This window comes from Vibrio hyugaensis, from assembly GCF_002906655.1.
Classification (GTDB): Bacteria; Pseudomonadota; Gammaproteobacteria; order Enterobacterales; family Vibrionaceae; genus Vibrio; species Vibrio hyugaensis.
Genome location: NZ_CP025795.1, coordinates 437,317 through 460,673, shown reverse-complemented (window position 1 = coordinate 460,673; position 23,357 = coordinate 437,317). Strand labels below are relative to the sequence as shown.

23 protein-coding genes and 1 pseudogene are annotated in these 23,357 nt (G+C 41.9%); 7 read left to right on the top strand and 17 right to left on the bottom strand.

Features of this window, described 5'->3' with window-relative positions; all coding sequences use genetic code 11:
* Window positions 1-14 precede the first annotated feature (14 nt).
* The gene (locus C1S74_RS19310; RefSeq protein ID WP_045396979.1) at window positions 15-965 is read right to left on the bottom strand and encodes a LysR family transcriptional regulator; all 951 of its coding nucleotides are present in this window, start codon (window positions 963-965) and stop codon (window positions 15-17) included.
* A 189-nt stretch (window positions 966-1,154) separates the two neighbouring features.
* Between C1S74_RS19310 and C1S74_RS19305 the strand changes: the two genes are divergently transcribed.
* The 3 genes from C1S74_RS19305 to C1S74_RS19295 all read left to right on the top strand — a co-directional run bounded on the left by C1S74_RS19305 (window position 1,155) and on the right by C1S74_RS19295 (window position 4,696).
* The gene (locus tag C1S74_RS19305; RefSeq protein WP_009700909.1) at window positions 1,155-1,970 is read left to right on the top strand and encodes an enoyl-CoA hydratase/isomerase family protein; all 816 of its coding nucleotides are present in this window, start codon (window positions 1,155-1,157) and stop codon (window positions 1,968-1,970) included.
* A 217-nt stretch (window positions 1,971-2,187) separates the two neighbouring features.
* On the top strand, window positions 2,188-2,619 hold the full coding sequence (locus tag C1S74_RS19300; RefSeq protein WP_045396976.1) for a DUF2000 domain-containing protein: 432 nt from the start codon (window positions 2,188-2,190) through the stop codon (window positions 2,617-2,619).
* Window positions 2,620-2,959: 340 nt separating this feature from the next.
* Complete coding sequence (locus C1S74_RS19295) at window positions 2,960-4,696, top strand: ABC-F family ATP-binding cassette domain-containing protein (protein WP_045396973.1); 1,737 nt, start codon at window positions 2,960-2,962, stop codon at window positions 4,694-4,696.
* A gap of 52 nt (window positions 4,697-4,748) precedes the next feature.
* On the opposite strand, the gene C1S74_RS26535 is transcribed toward C1S74_RS19295, so the two are convergent.
* On the bottom strand, window positions 4,749-4,919 hold the full coding sequence (locus C1S74_RS26535) for a hypothetical protein (protein WP_167391151.1): 171 nt from the start codon (window positions 4,917-4,919) through the stop codon (window positions 4,749-4,751).
* A gap of 98 nt (window positions 4,920-5,017) precedes the next feature.
* Here C1S74_RS26535 and C1S74_RS19290 point away from each other — a divergent pair, with 98 nt between their 5' ends.
* Window positions 5,018-5,893 (top strand): LysR family transcriptional regulator, encoded by an 876-nt coding sequence (locus tag C1S74_RS19290; protein ID WP_045396971.1) that lies wholly within the window; start codon window positions 5,018-5,020, stop codon window positions 5,891-5,893.
* 159 nt (window positions 5,894-6,052) lie between these two features.
* Here C1S74_RS19290 and C1S74_RS19285 read toward each other — a convergent pair whose 3' ends face one another.
* Both C1S74_RS19285 and C1S74_RS19280 read right to left on the bottom strand, forming a co-directional pair.
* Window positions 6,053-6,937, bottom strand: a complete 885-nt coding sequence (locus tag C1S74_RS19285; protein ID WP_045396968.1) for a glutathione S-transferase C-terminal domain-containing protein — start codon at window positions 6,935-6,937, stop codon at window positions 6,053-6,055.
* A 63-nt stretch (window positions 6,938-7,000) separates the two neighbouring features.
* The gene (locus tag C1S74_RS19280) at window positions 7,001-7,540 is read right to left on the bottom strand and encodes an NADPH-dependent FMN reductase (RefSeq protein WP_045396965.1); all 540 of its coding nucleotides are present in this window, start codon (window positions 7,538-7,540) and stop codon (window positions 7,001-7,003) included.
* Between the two features lie 149 nt (window positions 7,541-7,689).
* Between C1S74_RS19280 and C1S74_RS19275 the strand changes: the two are divergent.
* Window positions 7,690-8,640 (top strand): annotated as a pseudogene (locus C1S74_RS19275) (LysR family transcriptional regulator).
* A 175-nt stretch (window positions 8,641-8,815) separates the two neighbouring features.
* Here C1S74_RS19275 and C1S74_RS19270 read toward each other — a convergent pair.
* Window positions 8,816-9,421 (bottom strand): response regulator transcription factor, encoded by a 606-nt coding sequence (locus C1S74_RS19270; RefSeq protein ID WP_045396963.1) that lies wholly within the window; start codon window positions 9,419-9,421, stop codon window positions 8,816-8,818.
* Between the two features lie 1,087 nt (window positions 9,422-10,508).
* Here C1S74_RS19270 and C1S74_RS19265 point away from each other — a divergent pair.
* Window positions 10,509-11,099: a ParB N-terminal domain-containing protein gene (locus C1S74_RS19265; protein WP_082038991.1), complete on the top strand. Its 591-nt coding sequence runs from the start codon at window positions 10,509-10,511 to the stop codon at window positions 11,097-11,099.
* Between the two features lie 78 nt (window positions 11,100-11,177).
* On the opposite strand, the gene C1S74_RS19260 is transcribed toward C1S74_RS19265, so the two are convergent.
* The 11 genes from C1S74_RS19260 to C1S74_RS19200 all read right to left on the bottom strand — a co-directional run bounded on the left by C1S74_RS19260 (window position 11,178) and on the right by C1S74_RS19200 (window position 21,067).
* Entirely contained in the window at window positions 11,178-12,152 is a 975-nt protein-coding gene (locus C1S74_RS19260) for a hypothetical protein (protein WP_045396961.1), read from the bottom strand.
* 1,239 nt (window positions 12,153-13,391) lie between these two features.
* Window positions 13,392-13,823 carry a VF530 family protein gene (locus C1S74_RS19245; RefSeq protein ID WP_045397630.1) on the bottom strand — a complete coding sequence of 144 codons (432 nt, stop codon included), beginning with the start codon at window positions 13,821-13,823 and terminating at the stop codon, window positions 13,392-13,394.
* Window positions 13,824-13,989: 166 nt separating this feature from the next.
* Window positions 13,990-15,594 carry an ABC-F family ATPase gene (locus tag C1S74_RS19240; RefSeq protein WP_082037664.1) on the bottom strand — a complete coding sequence of 535 codons (1,605 nt, stop codon included), beginning with the start codon at window positions 15,592-15,594 and terminating at the stop codon, window positions 13,990-13,992.
* A 203-nt stretch (window positions 15,595-15,797) separates the two neighbouring features.
* Window positions 15,798-16,217, bottom strand: a complete 420-nt coding sequence (locus C1S74_RS19235; RefSeq protein ID WP_045396954.1) for a VOC family protein — start codon at window positions 16,215-16,217, stop codon at window positions 15,798-15,800.
* 4 nt (window positions 16,218-16,221) lie between these two features.
* A complete protein-coding gene (locus tag C1S74_RS19230) occupies window positions 16,222-17,022 on the bottom strand; it encodes a PhzF family phenazine biosynthesis protein (protein ID WP_045396951.1) in 801 nt (266 codons plus the stop codon).
* Window positions 17,023-17,192: 170 nt separating this feature from the next.
* Window positions 17,193-17,576: a RidA family protein gene (locus C1S74_RS19225; RefSeq protein ID WP_045396948.1), complete on the bottom strand. Its 384-nt coding sequence runs from the start codon at window positions 17,574-17,576 to the stop codon at window positions 17,193-17,195.
* A 38-nt stretch (window positions 17,577-17,614) separates the two neighbouring features.
* The gene (locus tag C1S74_RS19220) at window positions 17,615-18,109 is read right to left on the bottom strand and encodes a GNAT family N-acetyltransferase (RefSeq protein ID WP_045396945.1); all 495 of its coding nucleotides are present in this window, start codon (window positions 18,107-18,109) and stop codon (window positions 17,615-17,617) included.
* 95 nt (window positions 18,110-18,204) lie between these two features.
* Complete coding sequence (locus tag C1S74_RS19215; RefSeq protein WP_045396942.1) at window positions 18,205-18,672, bottom strand: Sbal_3080 family lipoprotein; 468 nt, start codon at window positions 18,670-18,672, stop codon at window positions 18,205-18,207.
* Window positions 18,673-18,816: 144 nt separating this feature from the next.
* Window positions 18,817-19,281, bottom strand: coding sequence for an NUDIX domain-containing protein (locus C1S74_RS19210; RefSeq protein ID WP_045396939.1), 465 nt, complete (start codon window positions 19,279-19,281; stop codon window positions 18,817-18,819).
* Between the two features lie 324 nt (window positions 19,282-19,605).
* Window positions 19,606-19,935: a hypothetical protein gene (locus C1S74_RS19205; RefSeq protein WP_045396937.1), complete on the bottom strand. Its 330-nt coding sequence runs from the start codon at window positions 19,933-19,935 to the stop codon at window positions 19,606-19,608.
* A gap of 112 nt (window positions 19,936-20,047) precedes the next feature.
* The gene (locus tag C1S74_RS19200; RefSeq protein ID WP_052437282.1) at window positions 20,048-21,067 is read right to left on the bottom strand and encodes a helix-turn-helix domain-containing protein; all 1,020 of its coding nucleotides are present in this window, start codon (window positions 21,065-21,067) and stop codon (window positions 20,048-20,050) included.
* 240 nt (window positions 21,068-21,307) lie between these two features.
* On the opposite strand from C1S74_RS19200, the gene C1S74_RS19195 reads away from it, so the two are divergent.
* A complete protein-coding gene (locus tag C1S74_RS19195) occupies window positions 21,308-22,552 on the top strand; it encodes a dipeptidase (protein WP_045396935.1) in 1,245 nt (414 codons plus the stop codon).
* Window positions 22,553-22,647: 95 nt separating this feature from the next.
* On the opposite strand, the gene C1S74_RS19190 is transcribed toward C1S74_RS19195, so the two are convergent.
* Window positions 22,648-23,223, bottom strand: a complete 576-nt coding sequence (locus C1S74_RS19190; RefSeq protein WP_045396933.1) for a hypothetical protein — start codon at window positions 23,221-23,223, stop codon at window positions 22,648-22,650.
* Window positions 23,224-23,357 lie beyond the last annotated feature (134 nt).

Genomic DNA, 23,357 nt, shown 5'->3' with positions numbered 1-23,357 from the left:
CGAGCACCAAGCCACTACTTCCCTCGCCCATACATCTGGTCGAAGTTTGGAATGTTCTTCTCCCAAATAGGCGTCTCTTCTCCAACAATGGATTTGAGTGTGTCGATGAATAGCTTCGTTTTGATTGGTGCATCTCGGTGCGGATACACGGCATAGAAGGTGCCGAAGTCATCAATGTTCAAGTCCGTCATGATAGGTACTAACTTGCCTTGTTTGATTTCATCTTGCACCATTTGTGCGGTCACTACGGCAAGCGTATTTCCTCCCGCAGCGCTTCTTGCCAACATTTCTACATCATTCACTTTATAAGCGATGTTAAGCTGGAAATGCTGTTGTTCGCCTTGCTCATCTTGATAGCCGAATTTATCGAACAACAGACCTGGTGCGGCATAGATGATGGCGGGTAGTGATTCCAATTTCTCTAGACTGTTCACCTCACCATGTTTTTCTAAAAACGCAGGGGCAGCGACAATCAACAGGCGACTTCGCGCAATCTTGCGAGTAATCAAACTCGAGTTTTTGGGACGTCCAATACGAAAACCAATATCAAAGCCTTCTTGCACCATATCAACCATGCGATCTTCTAAACGTAGCTCAAACTCCACATCTGGGTACTGTTTTTGAAACACTGAAATCGCATCTTGAACGTATTGACGTCCAAACATGGTCGAGCTGGTAATGCGCAAGACCCCACGAGGCTCTTCGTGATAGTTTTGCGCCAAACGGTGAGTATCACTGAGAAGTGTACGAAGGGATTTGCCTTGGTTGACCATTTCATTCCCGGCAGCCGTTAATGATAAGGAACGCGTGGTTCGGTTAAGCAAGCGAACGCCCAACTCCTCTTCCAAACGGCTGATCTGTTTTGAGATCACCGAACGATCCACATTTTTCTGTTCTGATACCTTGGTGAACGAGCCAAGTTCAACCACTTCAAGTAACAGCAATAAACGACTAGAGAAATCCATAACGCCTTACCTACAAAACCATTGTTGCTTTTTTAGCACCAATTATATGCCATTTAGCTTATTTTTCTCATCTTATAACAAATCTATAGTAGCTGCACACAACGGGGGAGAGACAAACCTCCTCAATACCAAACCAATAAATTCGTGTTACTGAGGTCTGCTGATCTTACTAACGCTGAGGAAACAGCTATGAAAACTCTATCAATCACACAACAAAATGGCATCGCTACTGTTGAAATCAACAACCCACCAGTGAACGTGCTGACTATCGATTTAATTAATGAAATCAACGAATTTGTCCTATCACTTAAAGATGACCGCGATACGAAAGTGGTGGTATTCAAATCACTTCATGAGTCTTTCTTTTTGGCGCATTTAGATTTGAACGTTATCAACGGCACACAAGGTGGTCAGGCAGCATCGATTGAATTCAACCACATGATTGCCAACATCAAAGCGATGAAACAAGTATCGGTTGCTGTGGTTGATGGTGTGGCTCGTGGCGGCGGTAATGAGTTTGTGATGGCGTGTGACTTGGCTTACGGCACTGAAAACGCAGCATTTGCTCAGCCAGAGATTCACGTCAATATCCCAACGGGTGGTCAAGGTGCGGTACAGTTCGCTCGTCGCATGGGCAAAAACAAAGCGCTTCAAGCACTGCTACTTGGTAACGACTTTACGGCACAACAAGCAGAGCAGTTAAACATCATTACTCAATTTGTGCCTAAAGCAGAACTGGATGGGTTCTTGGCGGCAACATTGGGCGTGATTAGCCAACTAGAAGTGCGTGACATCGTGATGTACAAAGAGATCATCGCAACCTCTATTAAAGATGAAGACGCAGGTGCAGAGCTAGAGTTGCGTTACTTCTTAGAGCGCGCAAAAGAGCAAAAAACCGCAGCGATCATCGATGCGTTCCTAAAACACGGTGGTCAAACAGAGCGTGAAGCGAAAGACATCCAAGGCATCTTTGTAGACACCGCGGCAGAGCTAAACAAACAATAGAAGTTGGTTCATCATCGACCTAAGGCACCGACAGTCCGTTGGTGCCTTTTCTATTTGCAAACTCTGAGGAATCTTATTGCATGAAAAACGATTAAATCATTCGTTTATTGCAAACTTGGCTTTTCGACAGCAATGTTAGAAACAAAATTGCGTGTGCGAAGAAATACAATGGAGACAGTTAAACAATAGTCAGATCAATAGAAAAACGAGGTCCTCCATGAATCAACTTCCCGACGAAAACCAAAAGCGATTTGTTGCCGTAATCAGTAAAAAAGTCGAGGTGGGGCGCGCCGTTAACGTATTAGGACACTTGAGCGTAAGCCTTGCGAATCAACTTTCTGATGGTGACGCGGTTTATACCGACTATCAAGATCTCGATGGCAATGTTCACCCAAACATCTCCCACTATCCGTTTATCGTATTGAGAGCGGATAATTCCAGTAAAATCAGAAAGCTTCGCCAAGAAGTGCTCGATAAAGGCATCCCCTTCTCTGATTTTACTCACACCATGGTAGAGGGCGGGTCTGAAGTACAACAACAAACCACCAAAAACACACCGGAAGCCGAATTAGAGTATTTGGGTATCTGTTTGTTCGGCAATACTGAAACACTCCGAGGATTAACAAAGAAGTTCAGCTTGTATCGGTAAAAGCGCGTGATACCTTGGTGATCCTCTCATCATTTTTTCATCAAGCTATCTGTACATTGCCACTTTTAGGGTTAGAATCTAGCGCATCTATCAACCAAAAGTGGCAACACTTACAACGAAATTAAGGAGGAATTTATGTCTTTGTGGTGTTCAATCAACCCACGTTTTTATGGCATGAAGGACCGCTCAAGAGTTTCAGATTTCGCGCTGCGATAATCTCGACTTGAGCGAATAATTACCTTTCGACGAAAACACGTCACCCGAGTACTTTCCCTTAAGCTCGAAGAATTATTGTCAGCTATGACAACGGCGTCTTACGCCCAAAATTCTTGAGAACACTATGAGTACTTTTTTAACTGCACAATCATTAACCCTTTCTCACACAGCAACACCAATCTTCAAAGATCTAACGTTTACGATTCATCGCGGCGACAAAATTGGTCTTATCGGTCACAACGGCTGTGGTAAAAGCTCCCTACTCAAACTGCTTAGCGGTCAATTTGAACCAAGCCAAGGCACGGTTGCCAAAGCCAGTTCATGCCTGATGCGGTATGTTGAGCAGCATTTACCTGAATCTTTAAGCACACATTCCGTCTTAGATGCGTTAGCGGACTCTTTATCCGATGATGAGATTTGGCGCGCCGAACTCTTATTGGATGAACTAGGATTTTCGACCACAGAACGACACATGCCGGTTGAGAATTGCAGTGGTGGTCAGCAAATGCGACTCCTGCTTGCTCGTGCGATTATCCATCAACCTGACTTACTGCTTCTGGATGAACCAAGCAACCACTTGGACTTGCCATCGCTCCTTTGGTTAGAGCAATTCCTATCAAACTGGAAAGGCTCATTCGTATTGGTATCTCACGATCAAACCTTACTCGATCGCGTCACCAACACCACTTGGGTCATGCGAGATCGATCTCTGCATCATTTCTCTTTGCCTTGTTCTCAAGCAAGACAAGCATTGAAAGAGAAAGATGAAACCGATCAACTTCGCCATGCCAGCGAGCAGAAAGAGATCGACCGAATCGAGAAAAGCGCGAAACGTTTAGCCACTTGGGGCAAAGTCTACGACAACGAAGATCTTGCTCGAAAAGCCAAGACGATGTTTGCGCGCAAAGAACGTTTAGAAGAAGAGCAAACCGAACTGACAGAAGGCACACCGTGGGCGCTACAACTTCAGGGTGAATCACTGCCAGCAAATCGACTGTTAGAGGTTTTGCCTTTCTCGGTAACGCCACCAAACAGTGACTATCATTTGTTTGATATGGCAGAAATGCGCGTGAAAAGTGGCGACCGAATTGCCGTTCTAGGCAGTAATGGTTGCGGTAAATCGACTTTATTAAACCTGCTTTATCGTCAGTATGAAGTCATCCAAACCGACCTAGGCAACCAACATGAGAGTGTGACTTTCCACGATCGCTGTCGCTTGGGTTACTACGATCAATCCCTAAAGCAACTCGACGATAATCAATCCATCACAGATGCGTTGCAGTCGTTTGCTAGCATCAGCAGTGAACAAGCAAAACGTTCGCTAATTGGTGCAGGATTCGAGTACGCAAGACACGAGCAGAAAGTCGTCAGTCTAAGTGGTGGAGAACGAGCAAGACTGCTGTTTGTGGGCTTAACCCTCGCTCGTTATCACATGCTGTTTTTAGATGAACCGACCAACCATTTGGATATGGAAGGCAAAGAGGAGTTGATTGAAACTTTGCAAAACTTCGAAGGTGCCGCCTTATTGGTGAGTCACGACCGAAGTCTGATAGAACAAAGCTGTAATCGATTCTGGTTTATTGAAAATGGCTTACTGACGGAGTATTTAAGCGCGGAGGAAGTGTATCAACGCGTGACTGATACTGCTCCCAAATCTGCCATATCGCATCATTGCAATGAAGTAATGTCGATGGAAACAAACACCGCATCTGATGAGCAATCCGAAGAGCAAATGCTGGAAAGACTGTTGGAGCTGGAAAGCTTGCTGGAAGCCGATTTAGGGCGAAAACCCAAACATCAAAAACCAGCGATGCAAAAACAGTGGCAGCAAGAGATAGAGGAAATTACGGCGCAGCTATAAAAACAAAAGGCACCATTAACTGGTGCCTTTCTACTTTCTAGCAAGGAGCTTATTAGTCTTTTTCGAACGTCGCTACGGTCTTAATCACGCCAGACATCATTTCATCAGCGTCTGATTTCTTAGCCGAACTTTGCATGGTTTGAGTATTTTGACGCAAGCGTTCACGCAATGCTTCAAGTTCCTTTTGTGTATCCGATAATTCCGCAGATTGGTTGTTGCTCATCTTATTCTCTACTTGTACTTAACGATTAATGGAGCGATTGTCATCTAAAGTTTTAATAAGATATAGTTAGTTACCATCTAAAAATTAGATACATCGTTATGTTCAATCTTCAACAACTTGAAACGTTAGTGATGTGCGTTGAGTGTGGTTCGTTTTCTGCGGCGGCAAGAAAGCTTGGTAAAGCACAGTCTGCGGTCAGTACTACGATTTCAAACTTGGAAATAGACACAGGGCTGACCATCTTTGATCGTACTTCTCGATTGCCAACTTTAACAGCACAAGGCGAGCGACTGCATGCTCAAGCCCTCTCTTTATTAGAGCATGCGCAACACATCCAAAATATGCTGCAAACGTTCAATGTGGGAGTAGAAGATAGGATCTCGATAGGGATCAATGCGCTTTTATTAACACCGCAATTTTTTGGCGTCATTGATGAGTTTTATCAGCAATTTCCGCACACCGAGCTCAATCTCAATGTATTGAAAAACAATGACATTGCTGATGCTGTCGCGAGTAATGAAGTGGATATCGGTTTTATGTTATGGGGAAGTACACAACCTAAGAACGTGCTTTTAGGTTCGATTGGTTATGTGCCGTTTTCTATCGCGGTGCATCAATCACACCCACTATTGGTTAAGGACTCCGTTTCTTTTGAAGCGCTTAAGGCGTATCGACAAATCGTATTAAAAGACTACCCTGCTCACTACAACGCAAACTTATCTAATTCACTGACCAAAGTGAATGACTTAGAAACCCTAATAGAGTTGATTAAACTGAATAATAACTGGAGCTTGATACCTGACCACCTGTTTCAAAAGCACCCAGATATCAGTCCCCTTAAGCTACAAGGGGAAGAGAAAGATTGGCTTTTACAAATTGACCGTGTGACGAGCAAAGCAAAAGAAGCAGGTCCTGTCATGCAATGGCTTACTGAGCGTTGTTTGGATTTTTATCCTAGCGTACAGCCCAAGTAATAGCCCGGAGAGCGTAGAGTGAACTGCTCAATATTACGATTGAATTTAAATGTCATCAGCCGTATCTCGATACGTTTCTGATGACATTGCGCTCGTTACTAATCAATAGCGGTCGGTGAACCAAGCCTATTCTCGATCCACGCTTCATTTTTATCTTGTTCAAAGCCACTCAATCTCAGGCCCTGCGGGCACAATCCCATTTGGATTGATGTGCTTGTGCGAAAAGAAGTAATGTAGCTTCATATAATCAATATCGATGGTGCTGTGAATACGCTCATCGGCGACCAAATCCAGCATGTAACGATACACGTTTTGGTATGCCTTTAGAGGCTTTTTATTGGCTTTGAAGTGCACTTCGTACACCGCCTCGAAACGTACCAATGTTGGCAGTAAGAACAAGTCAGATAAGGTAACGTCGTCACCATGCAAGTAGCGCGACTGCCCCAAACGCTGATCCAATTGCTCTAGCGCATCAAACAAGGTTTCACTCGCTTGGTCATATTGCGCTTGCGTGGTTGCAAAGCCGACTTGATACACCTTGCCATTCACATTGTTGTGAAGCCATCGATTTAGGCTTTCGATCTCTTCACGCAATGCTGCTGGTACCAACTCCACCGGATGTTTTGCCAAAGGTAGCCAACGCGTAGCGAGGTCCATTGCCATTACGGCTGAATCATTGCCCACAATTGCATGGTTTTGCTTATCCCATAGCAAAGAGACTGTCACACGTCCGGTGTAATCGCTTTTCGCTTTCACATACAACGCCGCTAGATTGTCCGCGCTGTATAGAGGATCAGGATGTGCATTATCAAACTCCCAACCATTGCTGTAACGCTTTGCAGCAACGGAAGAGATGGAAATGATCTCATCCAAACCAAGGTACTTGATCACTAGGTAAGGGCGATGGGCAAATGGACAAGCCAACGACATGTACAAGTGATAGCGACCCGCTTCAATCTGACTTGGTAACGCGAATTGATCTTCTGCTGTCAGCTCACTTGCGTCTTTGTTTGGATACCAAACGCCTTGTTCTAATACCGCCATACCTTACCTACCTTTCTTGATTAGCTACCCTGATGAATCGCTACTTATGCGAGTATAGATAACTTAAAGAGACTTCTCGAAAGACATCATTAGCTCACTCAGTTCCGCTGAGGTTGCGGCGTCAAATTCACCCTCTTGGAACTTGTCGTAGAAGCCGCCCAAGCTGTATGTGCCTTTTACATCGCCACCCCACCAAGGCATCAACTCAGCCATGGTTTTGATGTTAGTCGCGCCGCCGTTTGCACCTGGAGATGTGCTCACCAGTAGAACTGGTTTCTTCGTGTCACCAAAGAAAGACGTACCTTGAGGCGCAACGCGTGATAGCCAGTCGATCGCATTTTTCAGGAATGCAGGCATTGAGCCGTTGTGCTCTGGTGATGCAATGATGATCGCATCGTATTCGTTTAACGTTGCACGCAGTTTGTGTGCGTTTTCTGGGATACCCTGACCTTCAACGTCCAAACCGTACATTGGCAATTCAAAGTCGTTTAGGTCAATGGTATTTACTTCTGTTTGGGTAGCTTGGTTTGCCAACGCTTGAACCAATAGGTTGTGGATTGATTGGCTGTTGTTGCTACCAGTAAATGCGACGATCTTTTTCATAGTGGAATCCTAATTACGTTTGCCCCTACTTATGTCGGGCACTCAGTGAATGAAGTGATATTAATTAACTCCCATTAGTGAATAAACACTATAATAGTGGCTATATAGTTCACCATTAGTGAACAATAAGAATGTGAGGAAACCGCTGCGTGGATAAGATCAGAGCATTAACCGTATTTCGTCGAGTGGTGGAGCTAGGCAGTTTTGTCGCTGCTGCAGAAGATTTAAACCTTTCAAAAGCAGCCATCAGCAAGAACATCAATGAATTAGAGAGCTATTTGAAAAGCCCTCTGATTAACCGAACCACACGAAACTTACACATTACCGATAATGGTCAGCTTTATTATCAGCAAGTATGTCAGGTTCTTGATGCACTCAACAATGCGGATCGTTCGGTGATTTAATCTTCGCACACCTTAAAGGGCACACTTAAAATCAGCATGCCGATGTCATTAGGTTTGATTGAACTGAACCCCATCATCTGCGAGTTCATGAAGCTGCATCCAGAGCTGTCCATCGAAGTTGTCATGAGTGATGAACACATTGATTTGATCGAACAAGGTGTCGATATTGCGATTCGTGGTGGAGGTGAATTAGGTAACTCTAGCCTGCGATCGCGTAAGCTACTGGACATCCGCCGCGTGCTTTGTGCTTCTCCTCAATATCTTGAAGAGTCTGAGCCATTTCGGTCTCCATGTGATGTCGTAAACCATCGCCTGCTCAGTTACAGCCTCTCCTCAACTTCTCGCCGTTGGACATTTCAAAATGGCAACAGAGTATTGGAAGTCGACCTTCCTGCAAGTGTTTACACCGTCAACAGTGGTTTGGCACTTACCCAAGCAGCATGTGCGGGACACGGTGTCGCCTTACTGCCAGATTTCTTTGTCGAACCTCAGTTAGCGTCGGGCGAGTTAGTTGAAATCACTCCCGAGTGGCAAATGGAAAAGCACGCGTTGTATATCATCTACCCTTATCACAAGGAGCAATCGCAGAAGTTGCGCGCATTTATTGATTATGTCGTGGAAAATTTCCAAGCTCGTTTCAATCGCCAACCAAACCCAGAGCGGCTTTATTCTTCCATCATTAAACTGAATTCTTGATAGAATAAAGATTGCTCGTGCTTCGGAAAAAGTGACCTCGTATTGAGATATGCCCAACGAAGCACGTATTCACGAGGCAATAAAAAGGTTCACACGCTAGAGAGATGAAACCGAGAGAAGAACTAACCTACGGCAAAGACCTTTCACCTTGAGGCTACTTGGCTAAGCAATTAATTTATTTATTATTTACTGAACCAGCTACTTGATTTAACTCTAAAATATTACCAACGTTAAACTTTACTAAAATCCTACTCTTATAAGTACTAACCGTTTTATCACTTATCGAGAGCAACTCACTAATTTTCCTATTTGAATACCCTTTTAAAAGAAGCCTTAACACCGCACTCTCTCTATTCGAGAGACTAGGTGGTTCTTGTGTACTTGTATCACTATCAAACTTAAAAAAGGTATACCCTTTGCTGACAAGTTTAACTGTATCAGAGAAAACTTCGTTACTCTCAACTTTACTAATGTAAGCATCAGCTCCTGCTCGAAAAGCTAGTTGTTTATATACTTTCTGACATTCAGCAGACATAAAGATGACTTTATTATCATACCCATACGCTCTAGCTCTTTTTAGAAAATCAAACCCGTCACCATCTGAAAGATTAATATCTAACAATAAAAGACCGATCTGCCTGTTTTTTATTATGTCCAAACCATCTCGAAAAGTATTAGTAATAACTATATCATTTATTTGCTCACAATCGAGCAGTATGTTTTTAATGGCACTGCAAACTAGCGGATGGTCATCAACAACCAAACATGTTATCTCTTTCATATCTCAATCCTTAATTACTCTGTGTATCCTCAAATACTTCCTGATAAGTATTTTGTTTACAGAGATCCACATCCATTTGTTCGTTGCGTTCATTTTCAATCGCACAACTAACTATCATCGATTTTATTGAGTAATCTATTTATATTTGAATTATTATTGAACGCGCATAGACCCAAATCGACATCAAGCCTCACCTTCTAACCCTTCTGGAACGTGAGTATTTAATGTATGTATCTATGCGTTACTTTTATTTATAAGTGCGCTCCCAAAATCAAGCTCCTAACGTTATCGACACTAATGGAAACATCGAGCAGTCAATGTCTCTGAAGGTGTAACAAACAAACTATCCGTCATGTTTCCTACCTGTAGAAACCAAAAACCTATTATCAATACCGAGTCATCTTCTGGGTCAATTTTCATATCAAATGGGTCCGCATAGTGCGCAATAGACCCAATAGAATTGCGACCTTTGCCTAACCTACCTCACCGAAATACCCTGTCTTTATCATCGTCTCGCGCAGATGTAGCACATTATCAAGATTACCCGAAGGTCCCTTATCTCTCAGATATCACATACGTGTACGTGCGTAAACTCCTGAGACGACGACAGTCTAAAAAAATTGCTTAGGGTCGAAATTGGAAACATTATCTCTTTTTTATTTATCATGGAACACAAAAATAAAAATTTAATAAACAACCTACAAACAAAGGTAAACCTTCCTACATAGAATCATGAAGTATTCATAAAAAATCAGGAAAGATAAGAAATTGTAAGCCAGTGCATTTGGTTGAAAATACAAAAACCATCTATCTATAGAAGCACAAATAACCCATTTAGAGTATATAATCCACCACAATACTTTAAGAAAAATATTACACACACGAAGGAGAAGCCCTATAGAATTTCAAAGAATTTTAATCTAGTTTTTCGTGATAATTAAAAAGCCTAGCTAAAATCATTAGAACATGAGGATGCTATTTAATTCCGTAAAACTAACCTCAGGTAATTAATGGCAGTAGTTCAAAGCATCCTCAACAATACGTCACTCTATATTTGGAGAACATCTCACTTTGAGGGGAAGATACAATGACATACGATGACAAAGTTAGAACACTATTAACGACATTAATAAATTTAGAATTAACAAAACTTAACACAGAACAAAAGGTTCAGATATACAATGTTATATCAAATTATATCGCAAACCTTGTACCTTTTAATCACCCTGCTCTAAATGTAAAGCTTGTCAGAAACGAAAAGTTATTACTAGATAACGCTTACAAACCAAATAATGTCGCTTCCCCTGAATACAAACTTTTACGCAACTCTATAATAAAAGATGGTATCACCATGCCAATTATAACTGGTAGACTGCGCGCCTCTCAAAATTTAGCCATTATTGATGGTTACCATCGAAACCAATTGATTAAAACAGATCCAGACATACATGAATCATTACAAGGTTACGCCCCGATTATTACACTTGAAAAAACGCTGGATCAAAGGCTCTACTCATCCATTAGACACAATCTGGCAAGAGGTATTCACCAAGAGTCAACAGCTCAATTGATGATGAAATTGAAAGCACTAAATTGGTCTAACGAAGACATTAGTCAAGAGCTTGGAGCGGATTGTGATGAGATTCTTGGTATGCAAAAGACTGATCTTACGAAATAATTTAAAGATAACTAGTTTTCAATAGCTAGAGTGACCTTTGTTCTTTAGTGACATTCTATCTGACTATGACTATCTGAATTAAAGTGTTTCTTTAACTATAATTTCTGGACTTTCTGAGTTTGATAAAAATCGACCATTATAATCAACTTTTTTTCTACTAAGCACACATTTAATACTTTTTTGAAGTTCTTTTATAATAATTGGAGAAGCGATAATTTTCATTATATCAAACTCCATCAAATAAACTCCAACTGTATTTCCACTCTTAGATGGATAACATTTAATTACTTTAGCTTCAAATATGCTTTCACATAATCTAAGAATCGGCTTTAAGCTTGGAACAAAAACATAAGCAACCTCTTTGTCATTGATACAATCAAGCACATAGTTTGCAATTGCATATACTATAATTTCAAAGAAAATTTTAGAAGTTTGGTAATATGCCAAATTAATCAAAACACTCTTCTTAATCTTATCTTTATGTAAATCTATAAAGTATTTTTGATTTCTGACCACTTTTTCTAAATTGATATTTCTAACCAAATGTCCAAGTATAATATTGTCTTTATCTTTAACTATAATCACTTCATAACTTATATTTTTGCATTTTTTATAGATCTCATCTTTAAAGTCCTCTAATGCATCTATATTACGGTAAAATCTACCAAAAATTTCTTGATGTTCAGCAAATGAATGTTTACTTATTTCTAAATCATACTCATTAAAGCATTGACCGTAAGAGAAAGCATTCATAGAGAAATCAACACTTCTTATGAAACCTCTTACTATCGTTTGACGCCTCATACATAATTTACTTTGACAGTCAAAATCGTTCTCTAAAATAAACTTATAGAAACTCCCCCCTAAATACTTAACAACATATAACTGTTTGTAAAAAGCTGGTTTTGAATAACCACATTTCCACCTAGAAAAAGTAACCGAATCTAACTTACAAAACTCATTGTGATTATGATTATGCAATAAACGTACTGCTTCATTATTTGAAAGGTTATTTTCAACACATAACCCATACAGTATTTCAGAAAAATCCATTAATCCATCCATCTTGTAACACTAGTTTTATAGTATCCATCAATAGCTTTTTCGACTCGGGATGTGTATTTTTAGTAAAAAATTTATCCGACGAAGTCTCGCAACGATAACATAAGACACCTTAAGCTTAATAATCCAGCCATCTATGATGAAAAATCTAAGAAATAGAAAAAAAATCAAAGATTTAAGTATTAATCGCTTAACCAAGGTTATCTTACATTCTCAGTACAATTATAAACTCAAGATGTAAATATTGTTATTCAGAACAACATAAATAATAAGTCAGATTCCATTAATTTGATTATAGAAAGTTTCCTACTCTCCCTTTAATATTAACGATATCGATTATAGGATAATGCTTATTCTTGTTTGTACTTGATTCGTAAAGAAAGAATCTTATCATCACAAACCTTAGAAATAGGCGAGCCTCTATTTTCTTAGAACCATACGAAGTCTCGGCAACATGTATAATCAAATAACCCTCTAACCTCTTATTTTTGTTACATTTTATATCATTCATTGGCCATTGCCGTGGCAACCAATAAAGTACCATCGCTATGCTCATACATGTCGATAAAAGTGTTGCACTTAAAGTATGATATTAAATTAGCTAAATTCTGCTTGATTAAATCAGTAAATTCTTACTTAACAATATGTAATTACCCGCATACGTCAAGTACTTTAAGGTTTATTGTCTAAAGTGGTTCTTCACAAATGGAATATGATAATGTTTCACTTTATTATTAACCAAAATCCACAATCAAACCGTGACCATGAAATTCACCAAAAGAATAGTGGTTGCTCTCATATGCCAGATATAAGTAATCAAATCGATCTCGGATATCATGATGACTGTCGAGGTGCGGTCTCAGAGGCGAAAAGAAGGTGGCCAAATCACCGAATTAACGGATGCTATTACTGTTGTAACCCTTGCCATACAAGCTAATGTAATTTGGACTAGCGGCAATGCTAGTTCAATAACACCCAACGAAGAGGTGAACAACGCTATGCTAACGCTGTCGCAGGCTGCTATTTCGCCGATATCATCATCGACGAAATAGAATGCGGCAGGTGACTTATGAGTTACCGTTAAACAATCACTAAAGCGCTCTACTGGTTAGCAAACAACAAAGCAACATGAAAAAGCTTATAAAAAAGCCAAACAACGATGTTTGGCTTTTCATGGAGGCTATTGATGGCCGACACTTTAATCAGATAGGCAAGCTGACAGGATAAGAACTATCGGCGACGGTTATTAAAACGAGCGCGATCAGCACGTTGCTTAGATGAACGCTCTTTATGAGCAGAGGCCGCTTTCGCTTGTGAAGCGAGGATCGATTCTACTGTTAATTCCATTGGCTCACGTGGTTCTAGTCCATGGCGGAAAGTGCGCGCACGTGGTGGTAGGTTGTATTCGTATTCAGACGCCTTTGGCATGCGCTTGTAGCGGTATAGGTAAAAGTTCTCTACACGCTCGCGAGCCCACTCCGTTTTCTTCAGGTATTTAACACTGCTAGCAATACTTGGCTTGGTGTTAAAACAATTCATACGCATTGCAGTGTCTAGAATTTCCCAACCGTAATGGTCAACAAGCTGCTTCAACATGTCTTCTAATTTAAGACCGTGCAGTGGGTTGTTTTTCTGCAATTCGATTCGTTCTTCGTCGGTCATAAATTCATGGCTCATGAACGGCTCCTTACTTATGGGTGGCGAGCGTTGTACTCACCACCGTACCTTTATTAGGTTTAGATTAATTCACTATTGCGAATAACCTTTAGTTTCCTTCGTCGTAATGACGACCTTTACATCCAATTATTCGCGATGACCGGGCGCTTGGCTACGCAGCACTAAGTATTTTTTGCTGATGCGCCATGTACTCTTCAAACGTACCTTGGAAGCTCACCAGTTTTTTGTCTTTCACGTCAATAATCGAAGTCGCCAGCGATGATACAAACTCACGGTCATGGCTGACAAAGATTAAAGTGCCAGTATAAACTTTTAATGCGCTATTTAGTGCTTCAATCGCTTCCATATCCATATGGTTGGTTGGCTCATCCATCACCAGTACATTGATGTCTTGCATCATCAGCTTACCAAATAGTAGGCGGTTCTTTTCACCACCAGAACAGTTTTTGGCTTTTTTGTTCGCATCATCAGCGGTAAAGAGCAAGCGCCCCAAAATACCACGCACCATTAAGTCATTGTGTTTCACAGTACGCCATTGTGAGATCCACTCAAAAATAGTCAGATCATTATCGAAGTCTGCGCTGCTGTCTTGCGGGCAGTAACCAATGGATGCGTTTTCGGACCACTTAACAACACCTTGAGTTTGATCTAGTTGGTTCACGAGACAGCGCAGCAATGTTGTTTTACCGACACCGTTTTCTCCGATGATCGCTAAGCGAGTGCCGGCTTCTAGTAGCAAGTTACCATTTTCGAATAACAATTCGTCATCAAACGCATGGCCAAGGTCTTGCAGTTCAAGCGCTAAGCGATGCAATTTTTTACCCTCACCAAAATCAATCGATGGGCTGACACGACTGCTCGCTTTCACTTCGTCCAATTGAATTTTATCCATCTTCTTCGCACGAGAGCTGGCTTGCTTGGCTTTCGACGCGTTCGCACCAAAGCGGTTTACGAAGTCTTGCAATTCGTTAATTTCAGCCGTTTTCTTAGCGTTAGAAGCCAGAAGCTGCTCACGACGCAGACCCGATGCTTCAAGGAAGTACTCGTAGTTACCTGGGTAAATACGTAGCTCACCGTAGTCGATGTCTGCCATGTGCGTACACACTGAGTTCAGGAAGTGGCGATCGTGCGAGATGATTATCATCGTACACTTACGCTGGTTTAACTCTTCCGCCAACCAGTTGATTGTATGAATATCTAAGTTGTTGGTTGGTTCGTCGAGTAGCAAGATATCTGGATTAGCAAATAACGCCTGTGCCAAAAGAACACGCAGCTTCCAGCCCGGAGCGACTTGTTGCATCAGACCGAAATGTAACTCTTCTTCTATACCCGCTTGCAGCAAAATATCACCCGCTCGGCTTTCTGCGGTGTAGCCGTCCATCTCTGCGAATTCGCTTTCCAGCTCCGCCACTTTCATGCCGTCTTCTTCGCTCATCTCTGGTAGTGAATAGATGCGATCACGCTCCTGCTTCACTTCCCACAATTTGCGATCGCCCATGATCACCGCATCAATCACGCTATATTGTTCAAACGCAAACTGATCTTGGCTTAGCACGCCGAGTTTTAATCCAGGGGTAATAGAAACGTTACCTGAGCTTGGTGTTAATGCACCGCTCAGGATTTTCATGAAGGTAGATTTACCACAACCGTTCGCACCAATCAGGCCATAACGGTTACCGTTACCAAACTTAGCAGAGATGTTTTCGAACAATGGTTCAGCACCAAATTGCATGGTGATATTGTTTGTACTAATGATAGCAGTGCCCTCGAAGTAAATTTCTTTTAATAACAAGCTCTTAATTTACTTTCGAGATACTGTTAAAAAAGGTCATATTGAATGTGGCCGCCATTCTATATGATTCGTTAATAAGGTGATATAGGTCACATTCATATTGCGACGGATTTTTTCAAAACAAAGCATGTCTATTGCCGAGATTATTAACACCAACTCGTGGATGATTACAAACGAGCGGCCATGGGATGACTTAGGCTCATCTCTAGTAAGTCCCAAAGGTTGCCATAAAGATCCTCAAACACGGCTACCGTACCATAATCTTGTTCCGCTGGCGGGCGAACAAACTTAATGCCCTGTTCTACCATTCGGTTGTAATCACGCCAGAAGTCATCGGTATTCAAAAATAGGAAAACGCGACCGCCAGTTTGATTCCCAATAAAGTCATGCTGCTCTGGCTTCGACGCTTTCGCAAGTAACAGAGTCACACCATTTGAGCCCGGTGGAGAAACCACAACCCAACGTTTGTCTTGCTCTGGCTGGTAAGTATTTTCGACCAGTTCAAAGTTCAGCTTATTCAAGTAAAATTCAAGCGCTTCATCGTAGTCTTTAACGACCAAAGCAATGTGGATAATGGATTGTTTCATATAGTTATACCTTAAGTTTTCCGCTGATCACGGTAGTTGCTGAACCAACCAGCTTAATGCGTCCGTTTTCAAGTAATTCGGTTTGTAAGTGACCACCACGTGCTGACGCTTGATACGCTCGGAACTGTGTTTGCCCCAGCTTTTGCGACCAAAACTGCGTCAGCGCACAATGTGCCGAGCCTGTGACGGGATCTTCATTTACTCCTACCCAAGGTGCGAAATAACGAGAGATAAAGTCGAGATCTGACGAGTTTGATTGTGCGGTCACAACCACGCCACGTCCTCGGATGTTCTTTAATACTTCAAAGTTAGGCGCTAGGTCTAGCACGGTTTGCTCACTGTCGACTTCAATAAAGCCTTTGCCATCAAACTGTCCGTAAGAAACGATTTGTTCAACCCTGAGACCAAGCCCTGCAAGTATTTTTGCATCGTGTTCAACATGCATTTCTAGCTGAGTTGAGGGAAAGTCGAGCGCAATGGTGGATGGGTTTACTTTCGCATTAAGCTCACCGGAAAGCGTTTGAAATTCAATGGTGTCACCAACGTTCGCTAAGCCCTTCTCTTTTAAGATTTGTGCCGTTGCTAACGTACCGTGACCACATAATGCCACTTCCACTTTTGGTGTAAACCAACGTAGTCGCCTATTTTTCAAACATAAGAAAGCGGTCTCTGAGACTGCCATTTCTTCTGCAATAGAGAACATCAGCGCTTCTGGTAACGGCTCTTGTGAGATGCAGACTCCGGCAGGGTTTCCCTTAAAAGGTTCAGTAGTAAAAGAGTCAACTTGGTAGATATCTAGTTCCATGATGCGCTTCCTAATATTACTATTTTGACAAGATGCCCAACAGCTTATCGATTTCATTGCGAAGCGACAATGCATGCACTAAGTGTTCTGACCTATAAAGGAACAAAAAGCACCATTGCGGCACATTTTATATCCTGATTTTCGTTCAGCTCAAACCAATAACGTTCAACTTAACTGAATGAAACTTTAAAATCACTCGATGGTTCAGTTCTAACTGCAGTCACCGTAATTTCAATCAAAACATCCCCTTCTAAGTCCACTCCTAAACAAGCACGTTGTGGCCAATGATCTGGATTTGCTCCCATCCACTCGCACCAAGCCGTATCCATTTTTGGCTTTTCTTTCATATCAGCGATGTAAACTTGTGCACTCACGATTCGCGTTTTATCAGATCCTAATTCGATCAAATTGTTTTCGATGGTTTGCAGCGTCAGTTCAGTTTGACCAACGATATCAAGAGAGGTGTCATAAGACGTCGCGACAGTCCAAACGAGGTCTTTATAGGCCGATGATTTATTTCTTCCTTGGTAAATTCCGCGCTTCCTTTCAATCATTCCTTATCCTTAAGTGTTTGAATATTTACAACGTGATGTCACTCAGTCATCAACCGATAACGGCGTACTTCGTATTGGTCTTGTTCTGAATAAAACGTATTGAGAAACTCACCACCCGCCTTTTCAATCACACGCCTTGAAGCAATATTGTTCACATCACAAGTCACGATCACGGTATCTTGAATAACTTTGAGCTTTACCCAGTTCAGCATGGTTGTTGCGATGCCTTTTCCTTGCGCATCTGGCGCGGTTTCGTAACCAATATGCCCAATCACTTTTTCAAGGTAATCATTGTTACCTTCGCGAACTCGAATCGAACCAAGTATCACCCCATCTTCGATACAGAAGTAAGTCGCAGATGGCGTCCAGCCTTCGGGCAAACCTTCACCGTTGGCGTATCCAATTCTTTTTTTCAGCAGCGCTTCACTGTCGCTTTGGGCGGCAATGTACATTTCCATTCCTGCTTGAGCGCACTTTTCAACATATTGTTCAAACACTTTTAAATGACTGAGGTTAGCTTTAACTATTTCCATATAGCACCATCTATTCAGGCTTAAATATCACAAAAAATAAAGCTCAAAAGAAAGGCATTACTTTTGAGCTTTCATTGTGTTCTTAAGCTGTGTATTTAGATTTCACCAGATTTGATTTTCTGTTGAGCATCGCTAATTGTCTGCTCTCCAAATAAGATCTTAATCATCGACTCAATACGCTTGGTATCTGTACCAAATTTGTCTAAATTACCATTGTTGGACGCTTTAAATTCAACGTGGCCGACTTTCTGATCGTTCTTGTAAGCGTTAATTTTTGCATCAGCGATAAACGTTCTCAAATCCCAACTCCAGCGTGAAACATAAGTTAACGTCAGTTCGTCTGTCTTAGGCACTGTACCGTCACTTACAACAGTACATTTGCGTGCCGTGTCTAAGCACCATTCTTGCAGCGAATCCATGAACACTTCCCTTGTCGCATCATCTTTTACGATAGTGATTTCTTTGCTTTGATTCGACTGTGCAATAGGCTCAGCAGTGAATTTAGGAGCAGAACAACCTGCTAATACAATCGGAAGAGCCAGAACGAGTGCTTTTTTAAACATATTTTTTCTCTGTTTGTAAATGACAACCAATGACGCCAAATGAATAATCAGCATCGAATATTGGATTCTGGCAGCTTTAATTCAACACCTCAATAATCTTTCTCACAAAATCAACAGGGTAAATAATTCACAACTCATTTATTTTTAAGAAATGATTGGAGTTTCATTCTCGGAAAATAAACATTCAAGTGGATAAGGTAACGCAAGCATTGGCATGTCTGATTTGGAAAACCAAGCCAACTCGATAGTCTCGTCGTCTATTTCCTCGCTGGCCAGCCCTGTTTGCTTGCACTTAAACATGATCACTGTGTATTCAACTTGGTCGCCGTTTCGGTAGGTAAAACCAAACCCTTCCCCACCAAAAACACCTAGCACACGTTCAACTTCAACCGCGAGTCCGGTTTCTTCTCTGACTTCTCGAATCACGGCTTGCGAAGGTGATTCGGCTGGCTCAATCATGCCTGCAGGCAAACTCCAACTGCCATCAGATTTCTTTTGCAACAGAAGTTGCTTGCTTTGATTGAGGATCACCGCAGCAACGCCCGGAATCATTAATACTTGATTACCAACTTTGCTGCGTAGCTCTTTTAGGTAGTGACTGGCACTCATTTATCTTCCTTGAACTTAGTATTTTAGGGTCTGTTGACCTTTCGAGCTGATTTTTGCAGCGAATTGTTGAATATTTATACAAGACAGAGACTTTGCTGTGTAGCTAGCCTACATGAGAAGTCGATAACACAGTAGAAATGACCAACAAACGCTGCCCAAAGGGTTCGGCTAGGCGCCCCCGGCTAAAATCGTTTTATACTTTGTTAAGGAGTATTTGCTTAGAATGACTAGGCGACACACTCCTTGCCTCACCTAAAACGATTTTGACTAGGCGTCCCCATCCGAACAAAATTTAACCGCGAAAGATCAACAGACCCTAGTTTCTCACCAGACATTCATTTTGAAATACAACAAGAAACAGCTAATAAAGACCAAGCCACACCATGAAAAAAAGGTTATCGCCTTCTGTTCAGTCGTTGCTTCTTCAGGATCTGGGTGCAAAATGCCATAAAGGCAGGCGATGGGGATCAGCTCGTAGGTTTTGCCAATGTATTGATGCCCCATTTCGAGAAATGGTGGAACGTACAAATACACCACAGCGTAAGTAATAAAATAAAGTATGCCGAGGATCCGGTTCAAGCCAATGACTTGCCCTTCTCGATAAAACCAAATTAACGCCGCTACCCCTGCAAGTATTGCGATGAGTAAAAACATCCGTTCTTCTACCCTTCTTTTTAATTTTCTCCCACACTATTGAAAGCGCTATATTTTTCAAATGGTTATGTAGCCAAACATGATAGAGATCAAACAGATTTATTTGGTCAACTTAGCTCGATAATTGATTAGCTTTCTTCCACTGAAAGGGTGTGATGCCATTTGCACGTTTAAATGCGCGAACAAACTGAGTGGCATCAGCGTATCCCAAGTGCACAGCAATATCTCCAACGGCACTGTTTCTTTGAATCAAAACACGTTTGGCAAAAGCAAAATTGAGCGCCTCTTTTACCTCTCGAAAACTGGTGCCTTCTTGCTTCAAACTGCGCTGCACCGTGCGCTTTGAAATGCCTATTAACTCGCTAAACACTTCCAAAGACATATCAACTCGCCCTACATACGCAGACAAAGCTTGTTCAACATAGTAAGCAAAAGGCTTGTCCTCAGCGTGTACATTTATGCTTTCAATCCCTTCTAAAACGGGATACTCCAGCGCTAAATGTTCTTGACCAAGAAACTGCGGAATATCGTTTCTGATTTGGAGCTCATTTAACGACTGACCTTGCGGGTGAAGCAGATAATAAGCGCTCGGCTCTTGCAGATTTGGGGACCAAGCTTTCAGATACGCATGAAGATAAACCGTTAGAAACAGCTCTGCCTCTATTTGCTCAAAAACACTAGCATGAGCTTCTACTCGAGTGACATGAGCTGATGTTTCAACGCTCAAGGCTCTTAGCCCTAAGCTCGTTACGACGTTTTCCGGCGTGGCTTGATTGAACTTTAAATTAAGACTCGTTTGCCTCGCGATACGTTGTAATGAAGAGACAAATACCGTTGCGCCTAAGTGATGCCTCAACCCAGATAGCAACCGAGAAAATGCATGGAAAGGGATGAGCTCAGCCGTTGAAGTGTCTAGCGCAAATGGCATGTCGGCTTGTTCTTGCAGTTGCGTCAATGCTTTAGGTTCCAGAACTAACTGACCGAGAAAATCATACACGATTGTTTTTCTAATCAATGGGATGGAATGGCTCACACCTTCTCCTAAGTTCAACACGTCTCTTTTCATTACACTACTTCTGACGTTACTTGACTGGCTTTTAAAAAGATAGGACACGTGGCGCAAAATGCACATTTTCACATTCCTAACTGGCTAAGATAACCACATCGCTTGAGTGAAGCTAAGGCAAAAATTTGAGCCATAGATCGTATTTCACATCAAGTTTCCGTTATCGCTTAGAGATTGGCAGCAAGAACGTGAGTTTTGACTAATATTCAATTAGTTGAATTAAACCGTTAACGACAAAAGCCATCTCTAAACGCTAGATGCACCCATCAAAATAAACGGACTTACACTCACTATTGAGAGGTTACTATGATCAAAAAAATGTCATTGGCAACAATCACTATCGCCGTATCAATGGGCTCCGCTTACGCCAGCGTAGAAAGCAAAACGTGGCCAACCTCAGACAAAGCGAAAGCCTTTGTTCAAGACACCATTGTAATTGGCATGCTAGCGAGCCCTTATGGCGCTGGTTGGACAGACGATCAGCAACTTCTCGATTACTTCCAGTTAGCACGCGATAACGGCATTACTGGTCATGAATATACGATTACTGCGGCTGACCATAGCTTTGATGATTTCATTTTCCACCACCACAAACACCGCGCAGCCATGGCAAAAGAGCCGGACAACTTTATTGTTGCCCATTCCAACCAAGACATTGAGAAAGCGCATGTAGAAGGCAAAACTGCCGTTCTTTGGAATAGCCAAACTGCCACCATCTTAGAAGAAGACGTGACTCGTATGGCGCTGCTTAAAGACATGGGTTTGAAAAGCATGATCTTGGCGTACAACGATATTTTTCGCACTGGTTCAGGTCAATTAGCTGCCTATAATGGTCGAGATATTGGCTTAACGCCTTGGGGTCAATCGGTGATCGATGAGATGGTGAAATACCGTGTAATTCTCGACTTGAGCCATACCGGTTCCAAGACCGCGAATGATGCGATGGATTACATGGAAAAGAACCATGCTGGAACGCCATTTATCTACTCTCACTCAGTCCCAGCGGGTTTGTATAAGAGTGCACCCGATGCGACACCAAAAGGCTGTTACCGTGCAATCCCTGATGATGAAGCGATTCGTGCTGCGAAGTCAGGCGGTTACGTATCACCAACCTTTACTGAGTGGATGATGGATGGTGTATGGCCTGAGGACATCTCACCAAAACAAGCGGCAGATATGATTGATTACTATGTGAAATTGGTTGGCGTTGACCATGTTGGTATCGCAACCGATGACATGTTCTCAACAAAAGGCGTGGTCGATTTTGCGATGAAAAACGCCAAGATGTATGACGATGGCGGCTACATGATTGATGCCTTCAACAAGGGCGCAACAGGCAACGGCGAACTATCCAAGATCTTAGCCGCAATCACTGATGACTTGTGGGCACGAGGCTACAGTAACGAGGACTTAGCGAAGATCTACGGCGGTAACAAGATGCGTGTTTATGCTCAAGTCTCCGAAGGTACTGATCCAAAAGCATTCCAAAAACAGTATTCAAAACGACTAGAAATGCTGACTAAAATGCGTCACGAGCATATGGGAAAATAGCTTTGAACCAATATACAATAAAGGCACCAATCGGTGCCTTTATTGTTATTCTGTTTTGATAGCAGTTTGCTACTTGAACTCAAATACACTTCACATCAATTTATGTACTGAGCTTGCGTCTCATGTTTTAGAAACTCAACTTCTGCTATTTTTTGCTCCAATTCTTGCTCACTGATCACGCCTTCTTTTTGTAACCAATGGAATTTATTGATCTCATTTTCCGGATCATTCTCTGGGTCTACATCACCGTAGTACTTAAGAAGCTGTTGAATGCGTCTGCCCTTGATCTCTTCAATGATCACATCGTGATACCTTTCTTGTATGACATAGACTTTCATCGGTTCCATTGAAAATACACTGTATTTTACGGTGGAAAAGTACGCCCAGCAGATACACACCAACCCAATTACCATCCAAAAACCTTTACCGCTTAACGGCACGCCAGAATACATAGCGTGGCCTATTTGGAAAAGACCAATAACAATCCACAGTGCGCCCACATTTCGAAGCCACTCATTACGTTCAATGACGACTGATGACTTGCTGGGAAAATCGGCATATCGATAGTTCTCGTCACCGGAACCATTTTTGTCTTTTACGGCGTAATTGAAATAATCATCATAAAAAGTAAACGTATGTTTGTTCGATCCTTTCTTTTGTACAAGTTCCATCGTCATTCTCTATTGGTTTTATTCGCTTCCTGTATCAAGGTATGTCTTACAGTTATTACAAACCTATCAACAAGTTATCTCCGCACAGAATATTTATGCTGTTGGTAATATCATGCGAAGCTATATCAAAACCT

Coding starts and splice junctions, on each gene's coding strand:
- C1S74_RS19310 (WP_045396979.1), bottom strand. CDS start 965: ATGGATTTCTCTAGTCGTTTATTGCTGTTACTTGAAGTGGTTGAACTT.
- C1S74_RS19305 (WP_009700909.1), top strand. CDS start 1,155: ATGAAAACTCTATCAATCACACAACAAAATGGCATCGCTACTGTTGAA.
- C1S74_RS19300 (WP_045396976.1), top strand. CDS start 2,188: ATGAATCAACTTCCCGACGAAAACCAAAAGCGATTTGTTGCCGTAATC.
- C1S74_RS19295 (WP_045396973.1), top strand. CDS start 2,960: ATGAGTACTTTTTTAACTGCACAATCATTAACCCTTTCTCACACAGCA.
- C1S74_RS26535 (WP_167391151.1), bottom strand. CDS start 4,919: ATGAGCAACAACCAATCTGCGGAATTATCGGATACACAAAAGGAACTT.
- C1S74_RS19290 (WP_045396971.1), top strand. CDS start 5,018: ATGTTCAATCTTCAACAACTTGAAACGTTAGTGATGTGCGTTGAGTGT.
- C1S74_RS19285 (WP_045396968.1), bottom strand. CDS start 6,937: ATGGCGGTATTAGAACAAGGCGTTTGGTATCCAAACAAAGACGCAAGT.
- C1S74_RS19280 (WP_045396965.1), bottom strand. CDS start 7,540: ATGAAAAAGATCGTCGCATTTACTGGTAGCAACAACAGCCAATCAATC.
- C1S74_RS19270 (WP_045396963.1), bottom strand. CDS start 9,421: ATGAAAGAGATAACATGTTTGGTTGTTGATGACCATCCGCTAGTTTGC.
- C1S74_RS19265 (WP_082038991.1), top strand. CDS start 10,509: ATGACATACGATGACAAAGTTAGAACACTATTAACGACATTAATAAAT.
- C1S74_RS19260 (WP_045396961.1), bottom strand. CDS start 12,152: ATGGATTTTTCTGAAATACTGTATGGGTTATGTGTTGAAAATAACCTT.
- C1S74_RS19245 (WP_045397630.1), bottom strand. CDS start 13,823: ATGACCGACGAAGAACGAATCGAATTGCAGAAAAACAACCCACTGCAC.
- C1S74_RS19235 (WP_045396954.1), bottom strand. CDS start 16,217: ATGAAACAATCCATTATCCACATTGCTTTGGTCGTTAAAGACTACGAT.
- C1S74_RS19230 (WP_045396951.1), bottom strand. CDS start 17,022: ATGGAACTAGATATCTACCAAGTTGACTCTTTTACTACTGAACCTTTT.
- C1S74_RS19225 (WP_045396948.1), bottom strand. CDS start 17,576: ATGATTGAAAGGAAGCGCGGAATTTACCAAGGAAGAAATAAATCATCG.
- C1S74_RS19220 (WP_045396945.1), bottom strand. CDS start 18,109: ATGGAAATAGTTAAAGCTAACCTCAGTCATTTAAAAGTGTTTGAACAA.
- C1S74_RS19215 (WP_045396942.1), bottom strand. CDS start 18,672: ATGTTTAAAAAAGCACTCGTTCTGGCTCTTCCGATTGTATTAGCAGGT.
- C1S74_RS19210 (WP_045396939.1), bottom strand. CDS start 19,281: ATGAGTGCCAGTCACTACCTAAAAGAGCTACGCAGCAAAGTTGGTAAT.
- C1S74_RS19205 (WP_045396937.1), bottom strand. CDS start 19,935: ATGTTTTTACTCATCGCAATACTTGCAGGGGTAGCGGCGTTAATTTGG.
- C1S74_RS19200 (WP_052437282.1), bottom strand. CDS start 21,067: ATGTGCATTTTGCGCCACGTGTCCTATCTTTTTAAAAGCCAGTCAAGT.
- C1S74_RS19195 (WP_045396935.1), top strand. CDS start 21,308: ATGATCAAAAAAATGTCATTGGCAACAATCACTATCGCCGTATCAATG.
- C1S74_RS19190 (WP_045396933.1), bottom strand. CDS start 23,223: ATGGAACTTGTACAAAAGAAAGGATCGAACAAACATACGTTTACTTTT.